The 16,457-nt window shown below is 55.8% G+C and carries 17 protein-coding genes and 1 tRNA gene; 15 read left to right on the top strand and 3 right to left on the bottom strand.

The features are described 5' to 3' along the window. Positions 1-16: 16 nt before the first annotated feature. Positions 17-1,576 (top strand): ATP-binding protein, encoded by a 1,560-nt coding sequence (locus J2S20_RS01190; RefSeq protein ID WP_106612024.1) that lies wholly within the window; start codon positions 17-19, stop codon positions 1,574-1,576. Continuing rightward, entirely contained in the window at positions 1,573-2,037 is a 465-nt protein-coding gene (gene dtd, locus J2S20_RS01185) for a D-aminoacyl-tRNA deacylase (RefSeq protein WP_106612023.1), read from the top strand. The genes J2S20_RS01190 and dtd overlap by 4 nt, the downstream gene beginning before the upstream one ends. Positions 2,038-2,170: 133 nt before the next feature. On the opposite strand, the gene J2S20_RS01180 is transcribed toward dtd, so the two are convergent. After that, positions 2,171-3,481, bottom strand: coding sequence for an aminotransferase-like domain-containing protein (locus J2S20_RS01180; RefSeq protein ID WP_106612022.1), 1,311 nt, complete (start codon positions 3,479-3,481; stop codon positions 2,171-2,173). 205 nt (positions 3,482-3,686) lie between these two features. Here J2S20_RS01180 and J2S20_RS01175 point away from each other — a divergent pair, with 205 nt between their 5' ends. From J2S20_RS01175 to J2S20_RS01160, 4 genes are all read left to right on the top strand, one after another. Next, positions 3,687-4,316, top strand: coding sequence for an ECF transporter S component (locus tag J2S20_RS01175; protein WP_106612021.1), 630 nt, complete (start codon positions 3,687-3,689; stop codon positions 4,314-4,316). A gap of 107 nt (positions 4,317-4,423) precedes the next feature. Continuing rightward, positions 4,424-4,837, top strand: coding sequence for an EamA family transporter (locus J2S20_RS01170; protein ID WP_106612020.1), 414 nt, complete (start codon positions 4,424-4,426; stop codon positions 4,835-4,837). 66 nt (positions 4,838-4,903) lie between these two features. Further along, the gene (locus tag J2S20_RS01165) at positions 4,904-5,638 is read left to right on the top strand and encodes a hypothetical protein (protein WP_106612019.1); all 735 of its coding nucleotides are present in this window, start codon (positions 4,904-4,906) and stop codon (positions 5,636-5,638) included. Continuing rightward, positions 5,635-6,069, top strand: a complete 435-nt coding sequence (locus J2S20_RS01160; protein ID WP_307252152.1) for a 2-thiouracil desulfurase family protein — start codon at positions 5,635-5,637, stop codon at positions 6,067-6,069. Before J2S20_RS01165 ends, J2S20_RS01160 begins: the two co-directional genes overlap by 4 nt. An 84-nt stretch (positions 6,070-6,153) precedes the next feature. Here the strand turns inward: J2S20_RS01160 and J2S20_RS01155 are convergent. Further along, positions 6,154-6,225: transfer RNA gene (locus tag J2S20_RS01155), tRNA-Gln, on the bottom strand. 252 nt (positions 6,226-6,477) lie between these two features. Here J2S20_RS01155 and J2S20_RS01150 point away from each other — a divergent pair. The 7 genes from J2S20_RS01150 to rsmH all read left to right on the top strand — a co-directional run bounded on the left by J2S20_RS01150 (position 6,478) and on the right by rsmH (position 14,008). Next, positions 6,478-8,580, top strand: a complete 2,103-nt coding sequence (locus tag J2S20_RS01150) for a sodium-translocating pyrophosphatase (RefSeq protein WP_307252149.1) — start codon at positions 6,478-6,480, stop codon at positions 8,578-8,580. Between the two features lie 223 nt (positions 8,581-8,803). Further along, positions 8,804-10,108: a Na+/H+ antiporter NhaC family protein gene (locus J2S20_RS01145; RefSeq protein ID WP_307252147.1), complete on the top strand. Its 1,305-nt coding sequence runs from the start codon at positions 8,804-8,806 to the stop codon at positions 10,106-10,108. 1 nt (position 10,109) lies between these two features. After that, a complete protein-coding gene (locus tag J2S20_RS01140; RefSeq protein ID WP_307252145.1) occupies positions 10,110-10,781 on the top strand; it encodes a Crp/Fnr family transcriptional regulator in 672 nt (223 codons plus the stop codon). Positions 10,782-10,919: 138 nt separating this feature from the next. Further along, the gene (gene trxA / locus J2S20_RS01135) at positions 10,920-11,252 is read left to right on the top strand and encodes a thioredoxin (protein ID WP_307252221.1); all 333 of its coding nucleotides are present in this window, start codon (positions 10,920-10,922) and stop codon (positions 11,250-11,252) included. Between the two features lie 183 nt (positions 11,253-11,435). Continuing rightward, positions 11,436-12,101, top strand: a complete 666-nt coding sequence (locus tag J2S20_RS01130) for a cytochrome c biogenesis CcdA family protein (RefSeq protein WP_307252143.1) — start codon at positions 11,436-11,438, stop codon at positions 12,099-12,101. 50 nt (positions 12,102-12,151) lie between these two features. After that, a complete protein-coding gene (locus J2S20_RS01125) occupies positions 12,152-12,835 on the top strand; it encodes a TlpA family protein disulfide reductase (protein WP_307252140.1) in 684 nt (227 codons plus the stop codon). Positions 12,836-12,904: 69 nt separating this feature from the next. Continuing rightward, on the top strand, positions 12,905-14,008 hold the full coding sequence (rsmH, locus tag J2S20_RS01120; protein ID WP_307252138.1) for a 16S rRNA (cytosine(1402)-N(4))-methyltransferase RsmH: 1,104 nt from the start codon (positions 12,905-12,907) through the stop codon (positions 14,006-14,008). Here the strand turns inward: rsmH and J2S20_RS01115 are convergent. Continuing rightward, complete coding sequence (locus J2S20_RS01115) at positions 13,965-14,606, bottom strand: hypothetical protein (RefSeq protein WP_307252135.1); 642 nt, start codon at positions 14,604-14,606, stop codon at positions 13,965-13,967. The two genes, rsmH and J2S20_RS01115, sit on opposite strands and share 44 nt — an antisense overlap. A 640-nt stretch (positions 14,607-15,246) precedes the next feature. On the opposite strand from J2S20_RS01115, the gene udp reads away from it, so the two are divergent. Both udp and cdd read left to right on the top strand, forming a co-directional pair. Beyond that, positions 15,247-16,029 (top strand): uridine phosphorylase, encoded by a 783-nt coding sequence (gene udp / locus J2S20_RS01110; protein ID WP_106612009.1) that lies wholly within the window; start codon positions 15,247-15,249, stop codon positions 16,027-16,029. Then, on the top strand, positions 16,030-16,446 hold the full coding sequence (gene cdd, locus J2S20_RS01105; protein ID WP_307252131.1) for a cytidine deaminase: 417 nt from the start codon (positions 16,030-16,032) through the stop codon (positions 16,444-16,446). Positions 16,447-16,457 lie beyond the last annotated feature (11 nt).

Here is a 16,457-nt window from a genome sequence, read left to right as displayed (position 1 = left end):
AAATGGAGATAAAGACATGAATATACAGGAAGCAAAGGAAGAAATCATCCGGACAGTGCGCGCCTATCTCGCAAAGGATGAGGACGGAAGCTATCTTATCCCGCGGGAGCGTCAGCGCCCCGTGCTGCTGATGGGGGCTCCGGGCATCGGAAAGACCGCTGTGATGAGACAGATCGCGGAGGAGCTCGGCATCAGCCTCGTCTCCTACACGATCACACACCACACGCGTCAGAGCGCCATCGGACTTCCGGTGGTCAGCGAGAAGCGCTATGGCGGAAAGCGCTGCTCCGTGACGGAGTACACCATGAGCGAGATCGTAGCCTCGGTCTATGAGCAGATAGAGCGCTCTAAAATTGCGGAGGGCATATTGTTTCTTGATGAGATCAACTGTGTCTCGGAGACACTTGCGCCGACCATGCTGCAATTTTTGCAGTACAAGCGCTTCGGCACGCACGAGGTGCCCGCAGGCTATGTGATCGTCACGGCGGGCAATCCCCCCGAGTACAATAAATCTGTGCGGGACTTCGATATCGTGACGCTGGATCGTGTGCGCCGGCTTGATGTCAGGGAGGATTTCCCCGTATGGAAAAAGTATGCGCTGCGGCAGGGCATTCACGGCGCGGTGCTGAGCTATCTGGAGATTAAGAAGGACCGCTTCTACTCTGTCCGCGCTGCGGCGGGCGGAACGCGTTTTGTGACGGCGCGCGGCTGGGAGGATCTCTCGGACAGTCTGAAGGTGTATGAGCGTCTGGGGCTCTCCGTGGAGCGCGAATTTGCCGCCTCATTTTTGCAGGACCCGGAGATCGCGGAGGATTTCTCTATCTACTATGAGCTCTACCGGAAGTACCGGACGCAATACCGTATTCCGGAGCTCCTTCGCGGGGAGCGCCCGGAGAACACAGGGCAGCTGAAGGAGGCCCCCTTTGACGAGAAGCTGAGTCTCATCGGTCTTCTGGTGTCTGCGCTCGGACAGGAATTTCAGCGCTGGGCGCTGGAGCTCTCGGTGCAGAGGGAGCTCTTTGAGATACTGAAGACGGTGCGGGACATGCTCTCGCGGGGCGAGCTGAGAGAGGGGAGCAATGCGGAGCGGAAAGCCGGGAGCACAGCTCCGGAGCTTCGCGGGCAGTGCATTTATCTGAAGGACTGGCTCGAGGCAACCCTGCGCGCGCAGAGAGCGCAGCTGAAAGAGCGTGAGGAGGCGCAGCTTCTGGGGAGAGAGGAGGCGCAGCGGGAGCGGGGACTCCTTCTGCGGCTTCAGGAGCTTTGCGGGGAGATGCTGCGGGAGAGGAGAGCGGACTATAGCTTTTTAAAGCAGCGCTTTGCCATCTCGGAGGAGGAGCGCCGGGCGCGGGAGCAGGAGACAGACCGCCATCTCACGAATGTGTTTCGTTTTCTTGCGGAGACCTTCGGGGAGCAGCAGGAGCTGGTGCTCTTTCTCTCTGAGCTAGATGCAGGTTATTACAGTCTGCGTTTCGTGCAGGAGACGGGAAATGAGGCGTATTACCGCTATAATCGCATCCTGCTCTTAAAGGACAGGCGGGAGGAATTAAAGGAGGAGGTCATGAGACTTTTATGAGATTTGTAATTCAGCGCGTGACGCACGCGGCATGCACAGTGGATGGCGAGGTAACGGGGGCGATCGGCCCGGGCTTTCTGGTGCTGATCGGCGTCTCCGACAGTGATACGGAGGAGACAGCGGAGCAGATGGTGCGGAAGATGTGTGGTCTCCGCATTTTTCAGGACAGCGAGGGAAAGACGAACCTCGCCCTGCACGATGTGGGGGGAGAGCTGCTGCTCATCTCTCAGTTCACGCTCTATGCGGACTGCAGGAAGGGGAACCGCCCTTCCTTTATAAAGGCAGGAAAGCCGGAGCACGCGGAGCGGCTGTACGAGTATATTATGGAACTGTGCAGAGAGAAGCATCCGGGCATAAAAGTGGAGCGCGGCATCTTTGGAGCGGACATGAAGATAAGTCTCTTAAATGATGGACCGTTTACTGTGATTCTTGATTCAGAGCAGCTGTTTCCAAAGGGCTGAAGTAAGAATCACTTATTGCGAGGACCATCAAGAGTGAGAAGCAGGGCAAAATGACCTTTTACAACATGAGATTAATTTGCGGAGATCGTCGGTGCGCTGTTGCAGGAGGAGCTGCGAAAGCTCTGGGCATAGCTCAGCTCTCCGCGGCCTGCCGCAGCTTTCTGCGGATGCGGTTCAGCCTTCGCTCAAGATATCCCCGGCCGATATATTCTGCGAGCACGTACTGATCCAGTGAGGGTACGGTGCAGGAGTAGAAGCCCAGCTTCTCCTGATATACGGGGAGGAGACGCTCCGGCAGTACCATGTAGCCCACGCGCATGGAGGGGGCAAGACTCTTGGTGAAGGTGTTCAGGTAGATCACAGAGCCGCTGTGATCCATGGCGTACATGGTTTCGAGCGGCTTGCGGAGCACCGCAAATTCGGACTCGTAGTCGTCCTCCACGATGAAGGCGCTTCGCTTTTTCGCCCAGGCGAGATACTCATAGCGCTTTGCGGCTGGTGCGGTGATTCCGGTCGGGTAGCTGTGAAAAGGGGTCACATGGAGCACTCCTGCCTGAGAGTTCTGAAGTCCCTCAGAGCTCACGCCGCAGCTGTCCATCGGAAGCAGCTCGTAGGGGCGCGCATAGGCGCTGTAGATCAGGCGGATCTTCTCATAGGACTGCCCCTCAATTGCATAGACCACTCTGCGGTCGAAGAGCTGTGCCACCAGCCCGTAGAGATATTCCGAGCCGGAGCCGATGATAATCTGCTCCGGCTTTGCCTGCATTCCGCGGTAGTGCTTCAGGTAGCTGGAGAGTGCAGAGCGGAGCTCCCGGCTGCCTGCATTCGGCGGACGGAGCGGGAGCTGCTCCCGGTAGTCATTCAGTACCTCCCGTACAATGCGGAGGAAGGATCCAAAGGGGAAGTCCGGCGCTGTATCAGCAGGCTCTGCTGTCGGAGTATTCTTTGCGGGGAGCGACTGCTCAAGCTCCGGTGCAGAGGGAGCGGCCTCCGGACTATATGCAGGAGCGGAGACAGAGGCAGACCGGGGTGTGTGCGCAGATGGAAGCGTCATCTGCATCTGATCCTGCGGGAGGGAAGCTTCTGTCTCCCGGACGGGCAGCTGCGCTTGCAGGATAGTCTGAGCCGCGGGCCCATATGACTCTTGACTTTCCGGGTGTGTGTGCGGCGGCTGCAGAGTGCCGGACGAAGCTGTGGGGAGCTGCAGATGATTTACATAGAAGCCGCTGCGCGCCCGTACCTCGACATAGCCCTCGTCCAGCAGCTGGTTGTAGGCATTTTCCACTGTGACCACACTGATGCCGAGGTGCTCCGCGAGAGCGCGCTTTGAGGGGAGACGCTCTCCCGCGGAGATGGCTCCGGACAGAATGTCCTCCTTGATTCTGCGATACAGATATTCGTATTTTCGCTCGTGACCGCGTTCATCGAGAGGGTAGGTCAGCATGGGAAGCTCCTTTCTGTCTGCAGGACTTTGCTGCGGCTTTTACCTTTCCCGCAATGGCATCCGGGCAGGGATATCAGACTCAAAACTGAACTGGTTTTTGAACTTATAAAATATGCAAAAACTGGGAATATCAAACATATCAAAAGAAAGTATAATAGGATTTGCATAAAAACACAAGCCGGAGCAGATCAAGGGGGAACTGAAAATGAACGAGGAGAAAAGCACTGCGACGCGGGAGACCGCATATGAGAGAGAAAGTGAGCGGCTTCACAAGCTGGTGCTGACCGGACTGATGGCGGCGCTCTGCTATGTGGCATTTACGTTTTTGAAGATTCCGATTCCGACGCCGGGAGGAGGGGCGACAGCGCTTCATATCGGCAATGCCTTCTGTGTGCTGGCCGCGCTGATACTAGGTGGAGGGTATGGCGGGGTTGCCGGTTCGCTGGGAATGACCATTGCGGATCTCATGAGCCCGGCCTATGTTGCGAGTGCGCCAAAGACCTTTGTGCTGAAGCTGATGATCGGGTTGATTTCGGGCTTTGTGGCGCACAGGATTGCACACATCACAGAGGAGCACGACAGAGGCTACATCATGAAGTGGAGCGTTCTCGCCTCAGCGGCGGGGCTCGGCTTCAATGTTATCATGGATCCACTGGTGGGCTACCTCTATAAGACCTACCTTCTGGGCATCCCGCAGGAGGCCTCGAAGATCATGGCGACTTGGGCGGCGGGCGCGACAGCCTTCAACGCGGTGGTCGGAACTGTCGTTGTTGTGGTCGTCTATGCAGCGCTTCGTCCGATACTGAAAAAGACCGGGTATTTGTATAAGATATGATATAAGTTTTCCCGTCAGATGTTTGAAAAGTCTTCTGTCACTGTGACAGGAGGCTTTTTCAGTTTATAATAGAAAAAAGGAAATACAGCGAAACAGGGAGGCGCGCGATGTGGTTACTATTTGCAGTTTTATCTTCTGTTTTTGCGGCGTTTACTTCGATTCTGGCAAAGATCGGCATCGAGGGCGTAAACTCCAATCTGGCGACGGCGATCCGCACACTGGTGGTGCTGGGAATGGCCTGGGGGATGGTGTTTCTCACGGGCAGTCAGCGCGGCATCATGGAGATCAGCAGAAAGAGCTGGCTGTTTCTGGGATTGTCGGGTCTCGCCACCGGTGCATCCTGGCTCTGCTATTACAGGGCGCTGCAGCTGGGAGAGGCGTCGAAGGTGGTTTCTGTCGACAAGCTGAGTGTTGTGATCACACTTGTACTTGCGTTTCTGTTTCTGCATGAGAGCTGTACACTGAAAACACTGCTCGGCGCGATGCTCCTGACTGCCGGAACCCTGATTATGGTAGTGTGATATAACTCCTGAAGCTGTTATAATGCAGACAGGAAAATAGTCCGGGAACAGGAGAGGTGGGCAGGAATGAGACGAGTACGCAGAACAGTCATGATCGGAATATGCGCCGGCATACTCCTGCTCCTGTTGCAGAGAGGAAGCGGAATGGATGAGTCCGTATTCATGCGCGGTTACTGGATAGCCGCACCCTTCATTGTCATAGGGGCTGCGCTGTTTAATATTCTGTATTACCTGCTTTTTATGTTGCGGATGCACAGGCTGGAGCTCCTTCTCAAGGAGAGCTCTGCGTCGGAATACATAGCCGCTACAGAGGCGCTGCTGCAAAAGGCGAAGGGAAAGACACTTCGCGGTATTTTAAAGCTGAATTTATCAGCCGGATATCTGGAGGCAGAGGAGTATGAGACTGCGCTGCGCATGCTGGAGGAGCTGTCCGCTGAGCGGCTCAGAGGAAGAGAAGTGAAGCTGGTGCATGGCATCAACCTCTGTATCGCGTACTTTAAGACAGCGCAGTATGAGCGGGCAAAGGAGAGTTTTCTGTCTCACAGGGAATTGTTTGAAAAGTTCAGAGAGCACAGGCGCTACGGCGGAAATATCGCAGAGCTCGAAATACTGTCTGTGATGGCAGAGGGACAGTATGAGACGGCGGAGGCACTTTTAAAAACCGCGCGGGAGCGCTGGCACGACGCGCGGCTGCAGGCCGAATTTCAAGAGCTGGAGGAGCTGCTGAGAGAGAAGAGCAGAGATTTGCGGTCGGAGATACAGCTCTCCGGAGGATCGGAAAACAGCGGGAGGTCGGAATGAATATTGTGGTGAGTGCATGTCTTCTCGGAGAAAACTGTAAGTACAACGGTGGAAACAACAGAAGTCAGGCCGTGCTCGATTTCTGTGAGGGGCACAGAGTGATTCCGGTCTGTCCGGAGTGCGCGGGCGGGCTTCCAATCCCGCGGGTTCCGGCGGAGCGCGTCGGGGCAGAAGTGATAGATAGAGACGGCGTCAACAGGACACAGGACTTTATAAGAGGTACGGAGAGGACACTGAAGGAGCTGGAAAAAGAGAGGATAGACCTCGCGATTCTTAAGTCCCGCAGTCCGAGCTGCGGAGTACTGAAGGTCTATGACGGAAGCTTTTCGGGAAAGCTCATAGAGGGGCGCGGCATGTTCGCGGAGGCGCTCTCCGCGCGCGGCGTGAAGCTGCTGGACAGCGGTGAGCTGGATGAAGCAGTGCCTGAGTGAAAAATGTCCTGCGCATCCCCCGAAGGAATTTCCGACAGGATAACAAAGAGAGCTCCCATCCATTCATGGATGGGAGCTCTCTCGCTGGGCTGGCCGGATTCGAACCGTCGAATGAAGGAGTCAAAGTCCTTTGCCTTACCGCTTGGCGACAGCCCAATGCCGAAAATTCAGAGGAGCACAGCTCTCCCGTGAGCATTATCTTATCACAACTCCTTTCTCATGGCAATTTAGACTCTCTGTATTTCGGCAGTTAAGAGAGATTTTTTCGATTTTGTTTAAAATATATCTATTCTTGTCTTTTTCGGCGCGGGCGTGTACTCTATAGTACAGAGCGCGGAGCGACTCACATCTGGCCGTTCCGCTGGCAGCTGAGACAGCTGACTACCAATTTTTAGGGGGATCCCAACAATGGAAAGCTATTTTGCAATTGGTTTCATCGGCGCACTGATTGCGCTGGCCTTCGCTCAGAGCCGCAGAGTCGCGGTGATGTCCTGCTCCGAGGGCAATGAGCGAATGCAGAAGATTGCCTCCGCCATCCGCGACGGAGCAAATGCGTATCTGAAGCAGCAGTACTCTACCGTTGCAAGAATCTTTGTCGTGGTCTTCTTCGTGCTTCTGGCCATGGCGTTCGGAACCGGGGGCAGCATGCTGTCACGCTTCACGCCCTTCGCATTCTTAAGCGGCGGCATCTTCTCCATGCTTGCGGGCTACATCGGCATGAAGATTTCCACGCAGGCCAATTCACGCACAGCAAATGCGGCCTCTGAGAATCTGAACCGTGGCCTTCGCGTCGCCTTTGCCTCCGGCTCTGTGATGGGCTTCACGGTGGTAGGCCTCGGCATGCTGGATATCTCCGTGTGGTTCTTCCTGCTTCGCTTTGTCTTTGGCATTGCGGATCCGCTTGAGCTCGGCAATATCATGGTTATGAACGGAATGGGCGCCTCCTTTATGGCCCTCTTTGCAAGAGTCGGCGGCGGTATCTATACCAAGGCCGCAGACGTCGGCGCAGATCTCGTCGGCAAGGTTGAGGTCGGTATCCCGGAGGACGACCCCAGAAACCCGGCCACCATCGCGGATAATGTCGGCGACAACGTGGGCGATGTCGCCGGAATGGGCGCGGACCTCTATGAGTCCTATGTCGGCTCCATACTCGCGACCTTCGCACTTGGACCACTGGCAGGCTACGGCTATCAGGGCATGCTGCTTCCCGTGGCGCTCGCCGTGACCGGCATCCTCTGCTCCGTGCTCGGAACCTTCCTTGTGAAGACGGAGGAAAATACCGATCAGAAGGCGCTGCTCTCCTCTCTGAGAAAGGGCACATACTCCGCTGCGGTTCTCGCAGCCCTTCTCGCGGCACCGCTCACCTGGTTCCTGCTCGGCAACATGGGAGTCTACGTCTCCATCCTCTGCGGTCTGCTCGGCGGAACGCTGATCGGCTACTTCACGGAGTATTACACCTCCGATACCTATAAGCCCACGCAGGAGCTCTCCGCGTCCTCACAGAGCGGAACCGGTCCGCTGATCATCGGCGGCATCTCTCTCGGCTTAAAGTCTACGATGTCCTCTATCCTGATCGTCGCAGCGGCTGTTATTATTTCCTTTATCAGCGCGGGCGGCTATCAGAGTTACAATCAGGGCCTCTACGGCATCGGTATCGCCGCTGTCGGCATGCTCTCCACTCTCGGCATCACCCTCGCTACAGACGCCTATGGCCCTGTCGCGGACAATGCCGGCGGCATCGCAGAGATGTCCGGACTCCCGGAGGAGGTGCGTGAGCGCACGGATGCGCTGGATTCTCTCGGCAACACCACCGCAGCCACAGGAAAGGGCTTTGCGATTGGCTCCGCTTCTCTGACTGCGCTGGCTCTTCTGGTTTCCTATGTCTCTATCGCAGATGCCAAGCTCGCGGCAGCAGGGAAGGCAGCGATGAATCTCTCTCTCACGAATCCGGGCGTGCTGGTCGGTCTCTTCATCGGCGCCATGCTGACCTTTGTCTTTGCTTCCTATACCATGAGTGCGGTGCAGACCTCCGCGCAGCACATCGTCGCCGAGGTGCGCCGTCAGTTCAAGGAGATTCAGGGTATTATGGAGGGAACTGCAGATCCGGATTACGCGACCTGCGTCTCCATCTGCACCAAAGGAGCGCTGCATGAAATGATAGTTCCCGCGCTTCTCGCGGTCATCGTCCCCATTGTCACCGGGCTGCTGCTCGGCTGCGAGGGTGTGGTCGGACTTCTGGGCGGTGTGTCTGTCACCGGCTTTGCGATGGCGGTATTCATGTCCAATGCTGGCGGTGCATGGGACAACGCGAAGAAATACATAGAGAAAGGCAATTTCGGGGGCAAGGGCTCCGAGAGTCACAAGGCAGCAGTCGTGGGCGACACCGTGGGCGATCCCTTCAAGGATACCTCCGGTCCGTCTCTGAATATTCTCATCAAGCTCTGCTCCACGATCTCCATTGTGTTCTCCGGTCTGATTGTGGCTGCGAATCTGACGAATTTCTTTATGTGAGAATGTCTGCTGTATAAGAATATCTGAAGCTGTGCTTACAATTGCATAGGATCAGCGGGAGAGGTGAGGGCATGAGCAGCGGGTTTTGCTGTTCGGCCCTCACTGTCATTTCTAAGTTTCAGCAGATAACAATTGCAAAACCGGGCGCAGAGCATTAGAATGAAAAGAATATCTGTAGCATGGTGTTTGGTTTCATGGACTTTTGTGTCATACAGGGGGAATTATGAAAGAAAAAGGCAATTCACTGGCATTGATACCCATTCTTGTCTTTCTGCTGTTTTATCTCGGCAGCGGGATTTATTTTGAGTATATTCATCCCACAGAAGGACAGATGGGGTTTTACGTGATGTCTGTGGTGGTGGCCTTCGGCCTCGCGCTGATCGTGGCTTTCATGCAGAACAAGGAGCTCAGCTTTGAGCAGAAGATCCACGTGTGTGCGCAGGGAGTCGGCGATGAGAATATCGTCCTGATGCTCTTCATCTTTCTGATGGCAGGAGCCTTCGGCGGCATTGCAAAGCAGGCGGGCGGCGTGGAGTCCACCTCGAATCTTCTGCTCAGCATTATTCCGGGGCGCCTTGCGATTCCGGGGCTCTTCATCATAGCCTGCCTCATCTCCATGTCCATGGGAACCAGCGTGGGGACCATCACGGTGCTCGTCCCGATCGCGAGCTCCATCGCCGGCACAGCAGGTTTTTCTCTGCCGCTCTGCGTGGGAACTGTGGTCAGCGGCGCCATGTTCGGGGATAATCTTTCTTTTATTTCTGATACGACCATTGCGGCAACGAAGACTCAGGGCGTTGATATGAAGGATAAGTTTCGCGAAAATCTGGGCATTGCTCTGCCTGCAGCGCTGGTGACTCTGGCGATACTCTGCGTCATCGCTCTCCGGGGAGAGAGCGCAGCTTTCGGAAGCTATGAATATTCCATGATTCTGGCCTTTCCCTATCTTGTGGTTCTTGTCATGGCTCTGATGGGCGTCAATGTCTTTGTGGTGCTGGGGATTGGCGTGTTGCTCTTCTTCGCTGCGGGTCTGGCGGGCGGAAGCCTGACAGTGGCAACTGCTTTTTCTGCGATGGGAGCGGGAACCTCCGGTATGTTCGAGACCATGGTGGTCACGATTCTGGTTGTTTCCATCAGCTCGCTCATGAAGGAGCACGGCGGCTTTGCGGCGGTGCTGAGCTTTATCCGCAGCAGCTTCAGGGGAAGAAGAGGCGGGCTGTTCGGCATCTCCCTCCTCACCATACTCATGGATATAGCGACAGCCAATAATACCGTTGCAATTGTTGTGGCGGGTCCTATAGCGAAGACCATCAGCGAGGAATATCACATCGCGCCGAAGAAGACTGCTTCGCTCCTTGATACCTGTTCCTGTATTGCGCAGGGTATCATTCCCTATGGCGCGCAGGTGCTGATTGCGGCCTCCATCTCCGGCATTCCGGGCGTCATGATTATGCCCTGGCTCCTCTATCCCTACCTTCTGCTGGTGATGGTTGTGATTTCCATACTGAAGGAGAAGAAGGAAGACTGATATGGCGGTAAATGAGCGCTATCTGGAGAAGCTTCCCTACTGGGCGAAGCTCAGGCCGGAGGAGCAAGACAGAGTGCGGCGTGCAGCCGTACAGCGGCACTATGCGCGTGGTCAGCTGATCTATGATACGGAGAGTGACTGCCTTGGCATGGTTCTGGTGCTCTCGGGAAGCGTGCGCAGCTATCTTGTGTCGGATGAGGGACGGGAGATCACGCTGTTTCGCTCTCATGCGGGGGATATCTGTGTGCTGTCCGCTTCCTGCGTCATGCGGCAGATCACCTTTGATACGCAGATGGTCGCAGCGGAGGAGACGGAGCTCATGATTGTGAACAGCAGTCTCACGGCGCAGCTCTCGGAGCAGAATATCCATGTGCGCTGCTATCTCTATGAGCTTGCGACAGAGCGCTTTTCGACTGTGATGTGGACTCTGCAGGAGATACTCTTCAAGCGCTTTGATCAGCGGCTCGCGGCTTTTCTCATTGAGGAGTACGACAGAACCGGGGAGACAGAGCTTCACCTCACGCATGAGCAGATTGCGCAGCACACAAGCTCTGCGCGGGAGGTGGTTGCGCGCATGCTGAAGCGCTTTGCCGGAGAGGGACTTGTCAAAATGAGGCGCGGCGTTCTGCGCCTCACAGATATCGCAGGACTTCGTGCGCTGAATGAGAGCTGAATGAGAGCTGAATGAGACCTGGTTACATTCTTCTGTTCTGAAATCGGGTAGTCTGTAGCTACAGAGGAAAACCTCAGAGCTCCGCCAGGTGGAGCAGAGATACAGATAAGTGTTGAAGACCCGAAGCCGCGGCAGCGGATTCAGAAAAGGAGAAAAATTATGGCAGAGATTACATTAACAGAGGTAAATTTTGAAAATGAGGTTCTGAAGTCGGACAAGCCGGTGCTGGTAGACTTCTGGGCGACCTGGTGCGGCCCCTGTCGTATGCTCTCCCCGGTTATTTCCGAGCTCGCAGAGGAGTATGAGGGCAGAGTCAAGGTCGGCAAGGTCAATGTCGATGAGCAGCAGGAGCTTGCAATGCAATACCGCGTAGCCAGCATTCCGACCGTGATTCTCTTTAAGGACGGCCAGCCGGTGCAGACCTCTGTGGGAGCTCGTCCAAAGGCGCAGCTCGAGGCGATGCTGAAGTAAGGGAAACGTAAGAACACAGGGCATCCATGGGATATGGCGCAGAACCTCTCTCATGGATGCTTTTTTGTCAGGGCTATGAGCCCGTTCATTGGATGTAATGATGTATCTGATGTCAGGGCGAAGCCTGATCAGCCGGGCGGGGAACTCCTGCCGCAGGCTGGAGAGATGGAGGAAGCTTTTATAATGCAGTATGTCATAGTGTTTCTGGAGGGAATCATCACCTTTTTGTCGCCGTGCCTGCTTCCCATGCTTCCGATCTATATCAGCTATTTTGCGGGCGGAGAGGAGCAAAACAGTGCGCGGACAGTGCGGAATGCGCTCGGCTTTGTGCTGGGATTCACTGTCGTCTTTGTGACGATGGGGGCGCTGGCCGGAACGGTGGGGAGCTTTCTGAAAAGTCACCAGCGGGAGCTGAATCTTGTCTCAGGAGCAGTTGTGATTCTCTTCGGACTGAATTTTCTGGGGTTTCTGAAGCTGAGGTTGTTTCAGGGAAATGGTTTTCAGCTGAACAGCGGAAAGCTGGGCTTTTTCTCCTCCCTGCTCTTCGGCGTCATCTTTTCAGTCGGCTGGACGCCCTGCGTCGGCGCTTTTCTTGGCTCGGCGCTGGTTCTTGCCTCTCAGCAGGGACATGCGCTGGAGGGGGTGCTCATGCTGCTTCTGTACTCGCTCGGCTTGGGTATCCCCTTTCTCATAAGTGCAGTGCTGATAGACAGCCTGAAGGGGGCGCTCAGCTGGGTGAAACGGCACTATGCGGCGGTGAATGCCGTGAGCGGCGGCTTTCTGATACTGGTTGGCGTGCTGATGGCGAGCGGGCTCATGGGGCGTATGCTGGCGCTGTTCGCTGCGTGAAGCATCTCGCTTCTACGCTGAAATAAGCAAACAGACAGGATGGGATAAGGATGAAGAATAAGAAGATACTACTGATTGCACTGTTTTTTGTCGTACTGCTGGGAGCCGTGTCCGTGCTTTATCGGAGCCTCGGCAGCCTAGCAGCACCGGAGCAGCTGAAGGCAGAGAGTGCTTCTGCTGTGAAGACGGGCGGAGATCTCTCCGTTCAGGAGGCTGCACAGGCTCTGGGGGCAGACAGTGCGGAAAGCGATGCTGCGTCAGAGGCTGGAGAAAGCGGAGCCTCCTCCGAGGGGGCGGAGCGCGCCATTGCACCGGATTTTGCAGTGCAGGATGCAGAGGGCAACGCTGTCCGACTCTCTGATTTTTACGGAAAGCCGGTGGTGCTGAATTTCTGGGCGAGCTGGTGCGGGCCCTGTAAGCATGAGATGCCGGAATTCAATGCGCTGCATGAGGAGCTCGGTGACGGCGTGCAGTTTTTTATGGTAAATCTCACAGACGGCCAGCGGGAGAGCATGGCCAGTGCCTCCCGCTATGTAGAGAAGGAGGGCTACACGCTGCCGGTATATTTTGATACAGCCTCGGACGGCGCGCGCAGCTACAGTGTATACTCAATTCCGACGACCTATTTTATTGATGCGGAGGGCAAAGTTGCGGCACAGGCAGCGGGAGCCATAGACCGGGATACTCTGCGAAAGGGCATTGCAATGATTGCTCCGGAGCTCGTGAAGGAATAAGCCCCGGCAGACGAAGGATGAAAAGCCTCGATTCAGAGGAGAGCATCAGCGACAGAGGAGGAGGTTCGGATGGCAGAGGAGAGAAAGAGCGGACACAGACGTCGCGTTCACTACGCGGGCAGATATCCGCGGCGTTTTGAGGAGAAGTACAAGGAGCATGCGCCCGAGAAGTACGCGGACACCGTGGAACATATTATTGATAAGGGAAGCACGCCCGCGGGTATGCATATCTCCATCTGTGTGGACGAAATACTCTCGATTCTCGCTGTGCAGCCGGGAGAGCGCGGGCTGGACTGCACACTTGGCTACGGGGGACACAGCAGAAGGCTGCTGGAGCGCCTTGCGGGCCAGGGGCATCTTACCTCTCTCGACATTGATCCGATCGAATCTGTCAAGACGGAGGCTCGGCTTCGCGCACTGGGCTATGGAGAGGATATCTTTTCTGTGCGGCGGATAAATTTTGCAGAGATAGACCGTGTGGCGGAGGAACAGGGGCGTTTTGATTTTGTTCTGGCGGATCTCGGTGTCTCCTCCATGCAGATCGATGACCCTGCGAGGGGCTTTTCCTATAAGGTAGAAGGCCCGCTGGATCTCCGCATGAATCCGGAGCGCGGTATGAGTGCGGCGGAGCGGCTGCGTGAGCTCTCGCGGGAAGAGATCGAGGGGATGCTCCGGGAAAATGCAGACGAGCCCTATGCGCACGAGCTGGCGGCGGCGATTACCCGCTGCTTCCGTGCCGGAAAGTGTCTGGATACTACATCGGCACTGCGAGAGCTGATCGAGCAGACGCTCGGAGCTCTGAAGTCTGTGCAGGCTCTGAGCGCAGCAGAGCGGAAGGAAGAGCTAAAGAAATCCTGTCAGAGAAGCTTTCAGGCGCTGCGCATTGATATCAACCATGAGTATGAGGTTCTGGAGCAGCTGCTCACAAAGCTGCCCGGAGTCTTGAATCCGGGAGGCCGGGTGGCAATCCTGAGCTTTCATTCGGGAGAAGACAGGTTGGTGAAGCGTAGCTTTAAAGAGCTGAGGCGAGCCGGAATATACGCGGAGATTGCAGAGGAGCTCACTCGCCCCTCCGCAGAGGAATGTGTGCGGAATCCGCGTGCGCGGTCAGCGAAGCTGCGCTGGGCAGTCAGGGGAGCTTGCGCTCAAGAAGCACCTGGATGGAGTTCATAACAGAGAAAATCTGATAGTTCAGAAGAAAGAGGGCGCTGCCACAGTCGGGGTAGTGCCTTTTTGCGTGTTCAAGAATGGGAATTACGCAGCGGCGTGTCTCGTCGATGTAGTCCTGGAGCTTCTCGCGGGAGAAGCCGTAAACCATGTAGGAGAGATTGTTGCAGCGATCCAGGAGTTTGGTCAGTACCGCGAGACGGTTTTCGGGAATGTGAGAAAAATAGCGATCCTTTGCTGCAATCCGGCTCTCTCCGGGAAGCCTTGAAAAAGTGAGAAGACGGACGGCCTCGCGCACCTCCTGACACACCGGAAGATCCTCGGGTCGGATACCGCAGTCCTCGCAGGTATCGTGCAGCAATATGGTTGAGAGGAGATCGTCCTCGCAGAGATTCAGTGCCAGTGCGTGACAGGCCATGGTGAGGGGGTGGATGATGTATGGAAGCTTTGCCGGACCTTTTCTAAGCTGCCCCGCATGACAGCGCTCTGCAAAAAAAAGCGCGTTCAGGGTTTGGTTAAAGCCAAGGCGCTCGGCTTCCTGTGCCACCTGATCGCGAAGCATCGTTTCCTGCATGAAGTGTTCATAGGAACTGTGGTCCGTCATCTCGGCTCCTCTCACAAAAGAACGATGGGGTCTCCTTTATTGTGCCTGTTTTGTATGCTGAAATCAAGGGCGATTGCCCCATTGAAATGTATATATTTCAGTACAGCTGAGAGAATGGTGGTATACTGTTATTACAGCGTCAAGAGCACTGAACCCACACGAAAGCTTGCTTTCGTGTGGGTGGAAGTGCTTTTGACGCGCCCCACATGGAGCACGAAGCGGCGCGGAAGCGACACGGGAGTGCGGAATGTGGCAGCGCTGAGAGAGCGCGAAGCGCGAGCAGCGCGTAATAACCGATGTTATCGAGCATGAAGCAGCGCTGAGAGAGCGCGAAGCGCGAGCAGCGCGTAATAACCGATGTTATCGAGCCTGAAACAGCGCTGAGAGAGCGCGAAGCGCGAGCAGCGCGTAATAACTGGTGTTATCGAGCATGAAGCAGCGCTGAGAGAGCGCGAAGCGCGAGCAGCGCGTAATAACCGATGTTATCGAGCCTGAAACAGCGCTGAGAGAGCGCGAAGCGCGAGCAGCGCGTAATAACTGGTGTTATCGAGCCTGAAACAGCGCTGAGAGAGCGCGAAGCGCGAGCAGCACGTGATAAGCAGTGCTATTGTGCATATATCAAACAATCGGAGGTGAACGCATGATTGACTATACAGAGGGCTCCGGAAAGCAGTATCACACCGGAATTGGAAGAGGAGACGTGGGACGCTATGTGATATTGCCCGGCGATCCGAAGCGTTGCGAGAAAATAGCGGCGCATTTTGAGAAGGCGGAGTGTATTGCGGATGTCCGGGAGTTTGTCACCTGGACAGGGCTGCTGGAGGGAGAAAAGGTCAGCGTTACTTCCACCGGAATCGGAGGTCCCTCGGCGAGCATCGCACTGAATGAGCTCGTAAAGAGCGGCGCAGATACTTTCATCCGCGTCGGAACCTGCGGCGGAATGCAGGAGGAAGTGCTCGGAGGCGATATCGTGATTGCAAACGGCGCGGTTCGCATGGAGGGAACGAGCCGGGAATTTGCGCCGATCGAATATCCAGCGGTACCGGACTGGACTGTCACCTCAGCACTGGTCTGTGCTGCAAAGACTCTGGAGCGCAGATACCATGTAGGAGTTGTGCAGTGCAAGGATTCTTTCTTTGGTCAGCATGAGCCGGAGCAGATGCCGGTGTCGTATGAGCTGGAGAATAAATGGCAGGCATGGCTCAGGCTTGGCTGCCTCGCTTCAGAGATGGAATCCGCAGCGCTCTTTATCGAGGGCAGCTTTCTGAGAGTCCGGGTCGGTTCCTGCTTCCTGGTGATCGCAAATCAGGAGCGGGCGAAGGCAGGGCTTCCAAATCCACAGGTGCATGATACGGAGGGAGCTATTGAAGTTGCCGTTCAGGCACTGAGAGGGCTGATCCGGGCAGACAGAGGGGAGAAGTAAATGACGGATATGGAGCTGTATCGTGCGGCGGAGGCAGCGAGAGCGCATTCTTACTCGCCCTATTCCGCTTATGCGGTCGGGGCGGCGCTGCTTGCGGAGAGCGGAAAGCTTTATACTGGCTGTAATGTGGAAAATGCGGCCTACGGGCCGAGCAATTGTGCTGAGCGCACCGCTTTTTTTAAGGCAGTCAGCGAGGGAGATAGGCGCTTTCTGGCAATTGCGATTGCCGGAGGACATGCGGGCGAGGAGCGGCTTGATTTCTGCCCGCCCTGTGGCGTGTGCCGCCAGGTGATGCAGGAATTTTGTGAACCGGAGCGTTTCCGCATTATTCTGGGACGTTCTGACGGTGTGCTGAAGAGTTTTCTTCTGAAGGAGCTTTTGCCGCTGGGCTTCGGAGCGGCACTGAAGGGAGAGTAAACGGAGACGGA

The organism is Moryella indoligenes (assembly GCF_030812885.1).
Taxonomy (GTDB): domain Bacteria; phylum Bacillota; class Clostridia; order Lachnospirales; family Lachnospiraceae; genus Moryella; species Moryella indoligenes.
Note: the sequence above shows the minus strand (reverse complement) of the source record. Positions and strands in the feature narration are given on the sequence as shown.

What these genes read in the sequence shown, in the direction of transcription:
- rsmH (WP_307252138.1), top strand. Translation starts at nt 12,905, where the DNA reads ATGGCAGAGGAGAGAAAGAGCGGACACAGACGTCGCGTTCACTACGCG.
- J2S20_RS01130 (WP_307252143.1), top strand. Translation starts at nt 11,436, where the DNA reads ATGCAGTATGTCATAGTGTTTCTGGAGGGAATCATCACCTTTTTGTCG.
- J2S20_RS01165 (WP_106612019.1), top strand. Translation starts at nt 4,904, where the DNA reads ATGAGACGAGTACGCAGAACAGTCATGATCGGAATATGCGCCGGCATA.
- J2S20_RS01115 (WP_307252135.1), bottom strand. Translation starts at nt 14,606, where the DNA reads ATGACGGACCACAGTTCCTATGAACACTTCATGCAGGAAACGATGCTT.
- J2S20_RS01140 (WP_307252145.1), top strand. Translation starts at nt 10,110, where the DNA reads ATGGCGGTAAATGAGCGCTATCTGGAGAAGCTTCCCTACTGGGCGAAG.
- cdd (WP_307252131.1), top strand. Translation starts at nt 16,030, where the DNA reads ATGACGGATATGGAGCTGTATCGTGCGGCGGAGGCAGCGAGAGCGCAT.
- J2S20_RS01175 (WP_106612021.1), top strand. Translation starts at nt 3,687, where the DNA reads ATGAACGAGGAGAAAAGCACTGCGACGCGGGAGACCGCATATGAGAGA.
- J2S20_RS01125 (WP_307252140.1), top strand. Translation starts at nt 12,152, where the DNA reads ATGAAGAATAAGAAGATACTACTGATTGCACTGTTTTTTGTCGTACTG.
- dtd (WP_106612023.1), top strand. Translation starts at nt 1,573, where the DNA reads ATGAGATTTGTAATTCAGCGCGTGACGCACGCGGCATGCACAGTGGAT.
- udp (WP_106612009.1), top strand. Translation starts at nt 15,247, where the DNA reads ATGATTGACTATACAGAGGGCTCCGGAAAGCAGTATCACACCGGAATT.
- J2S20_RS01190 (WP_106612024.1), top strand. Translation starts at nt 17, where the DNA reads ATGAATATACAGGAAGCAAAGGAAGAAATCATCCGGACAGTGCGCGCC.
- J2S20_RS01145 (WP_307252147.1), top strand. Translation starts at nt 8,804, where the DNA reads ATGAAAGAAAAAGGCAATTCACTGGCATTGATACCCATTCTTGTCTTT.
- J2S20_RS01180 (WP_106612022.1), bottom strand. Translation starts at nt 3,481, where the DNA reads ATGCTGACCTACCCTCTCGATGAACGCGGTCACGAGCGAAAATACGAA.
- J2S20_RS01170 (WP_106612020.1), top strand. Translation starts at nt 4,424, where the DNA reads ATGTGGTTACTATTTGCAGTTTTATCTTCTGTTTTTGCGGCGTTTACT.
- J2S20_RS01160 (WP_307252152.1), top strand. Translation starts at nt 5,635, where the DNA reads ATGAATATTGTGGTGAGTGCATGTCTTCTCGGAGAAAACTGTAAGTAC.
- J2S20_RS01150 (WP_307252149.1), top strand. Translation starts at nt 6,478, where the DNA reads ATGGAAAGCTATTTTGCAATTGGTTTCATCGGCGCACTGATTGCGCTG.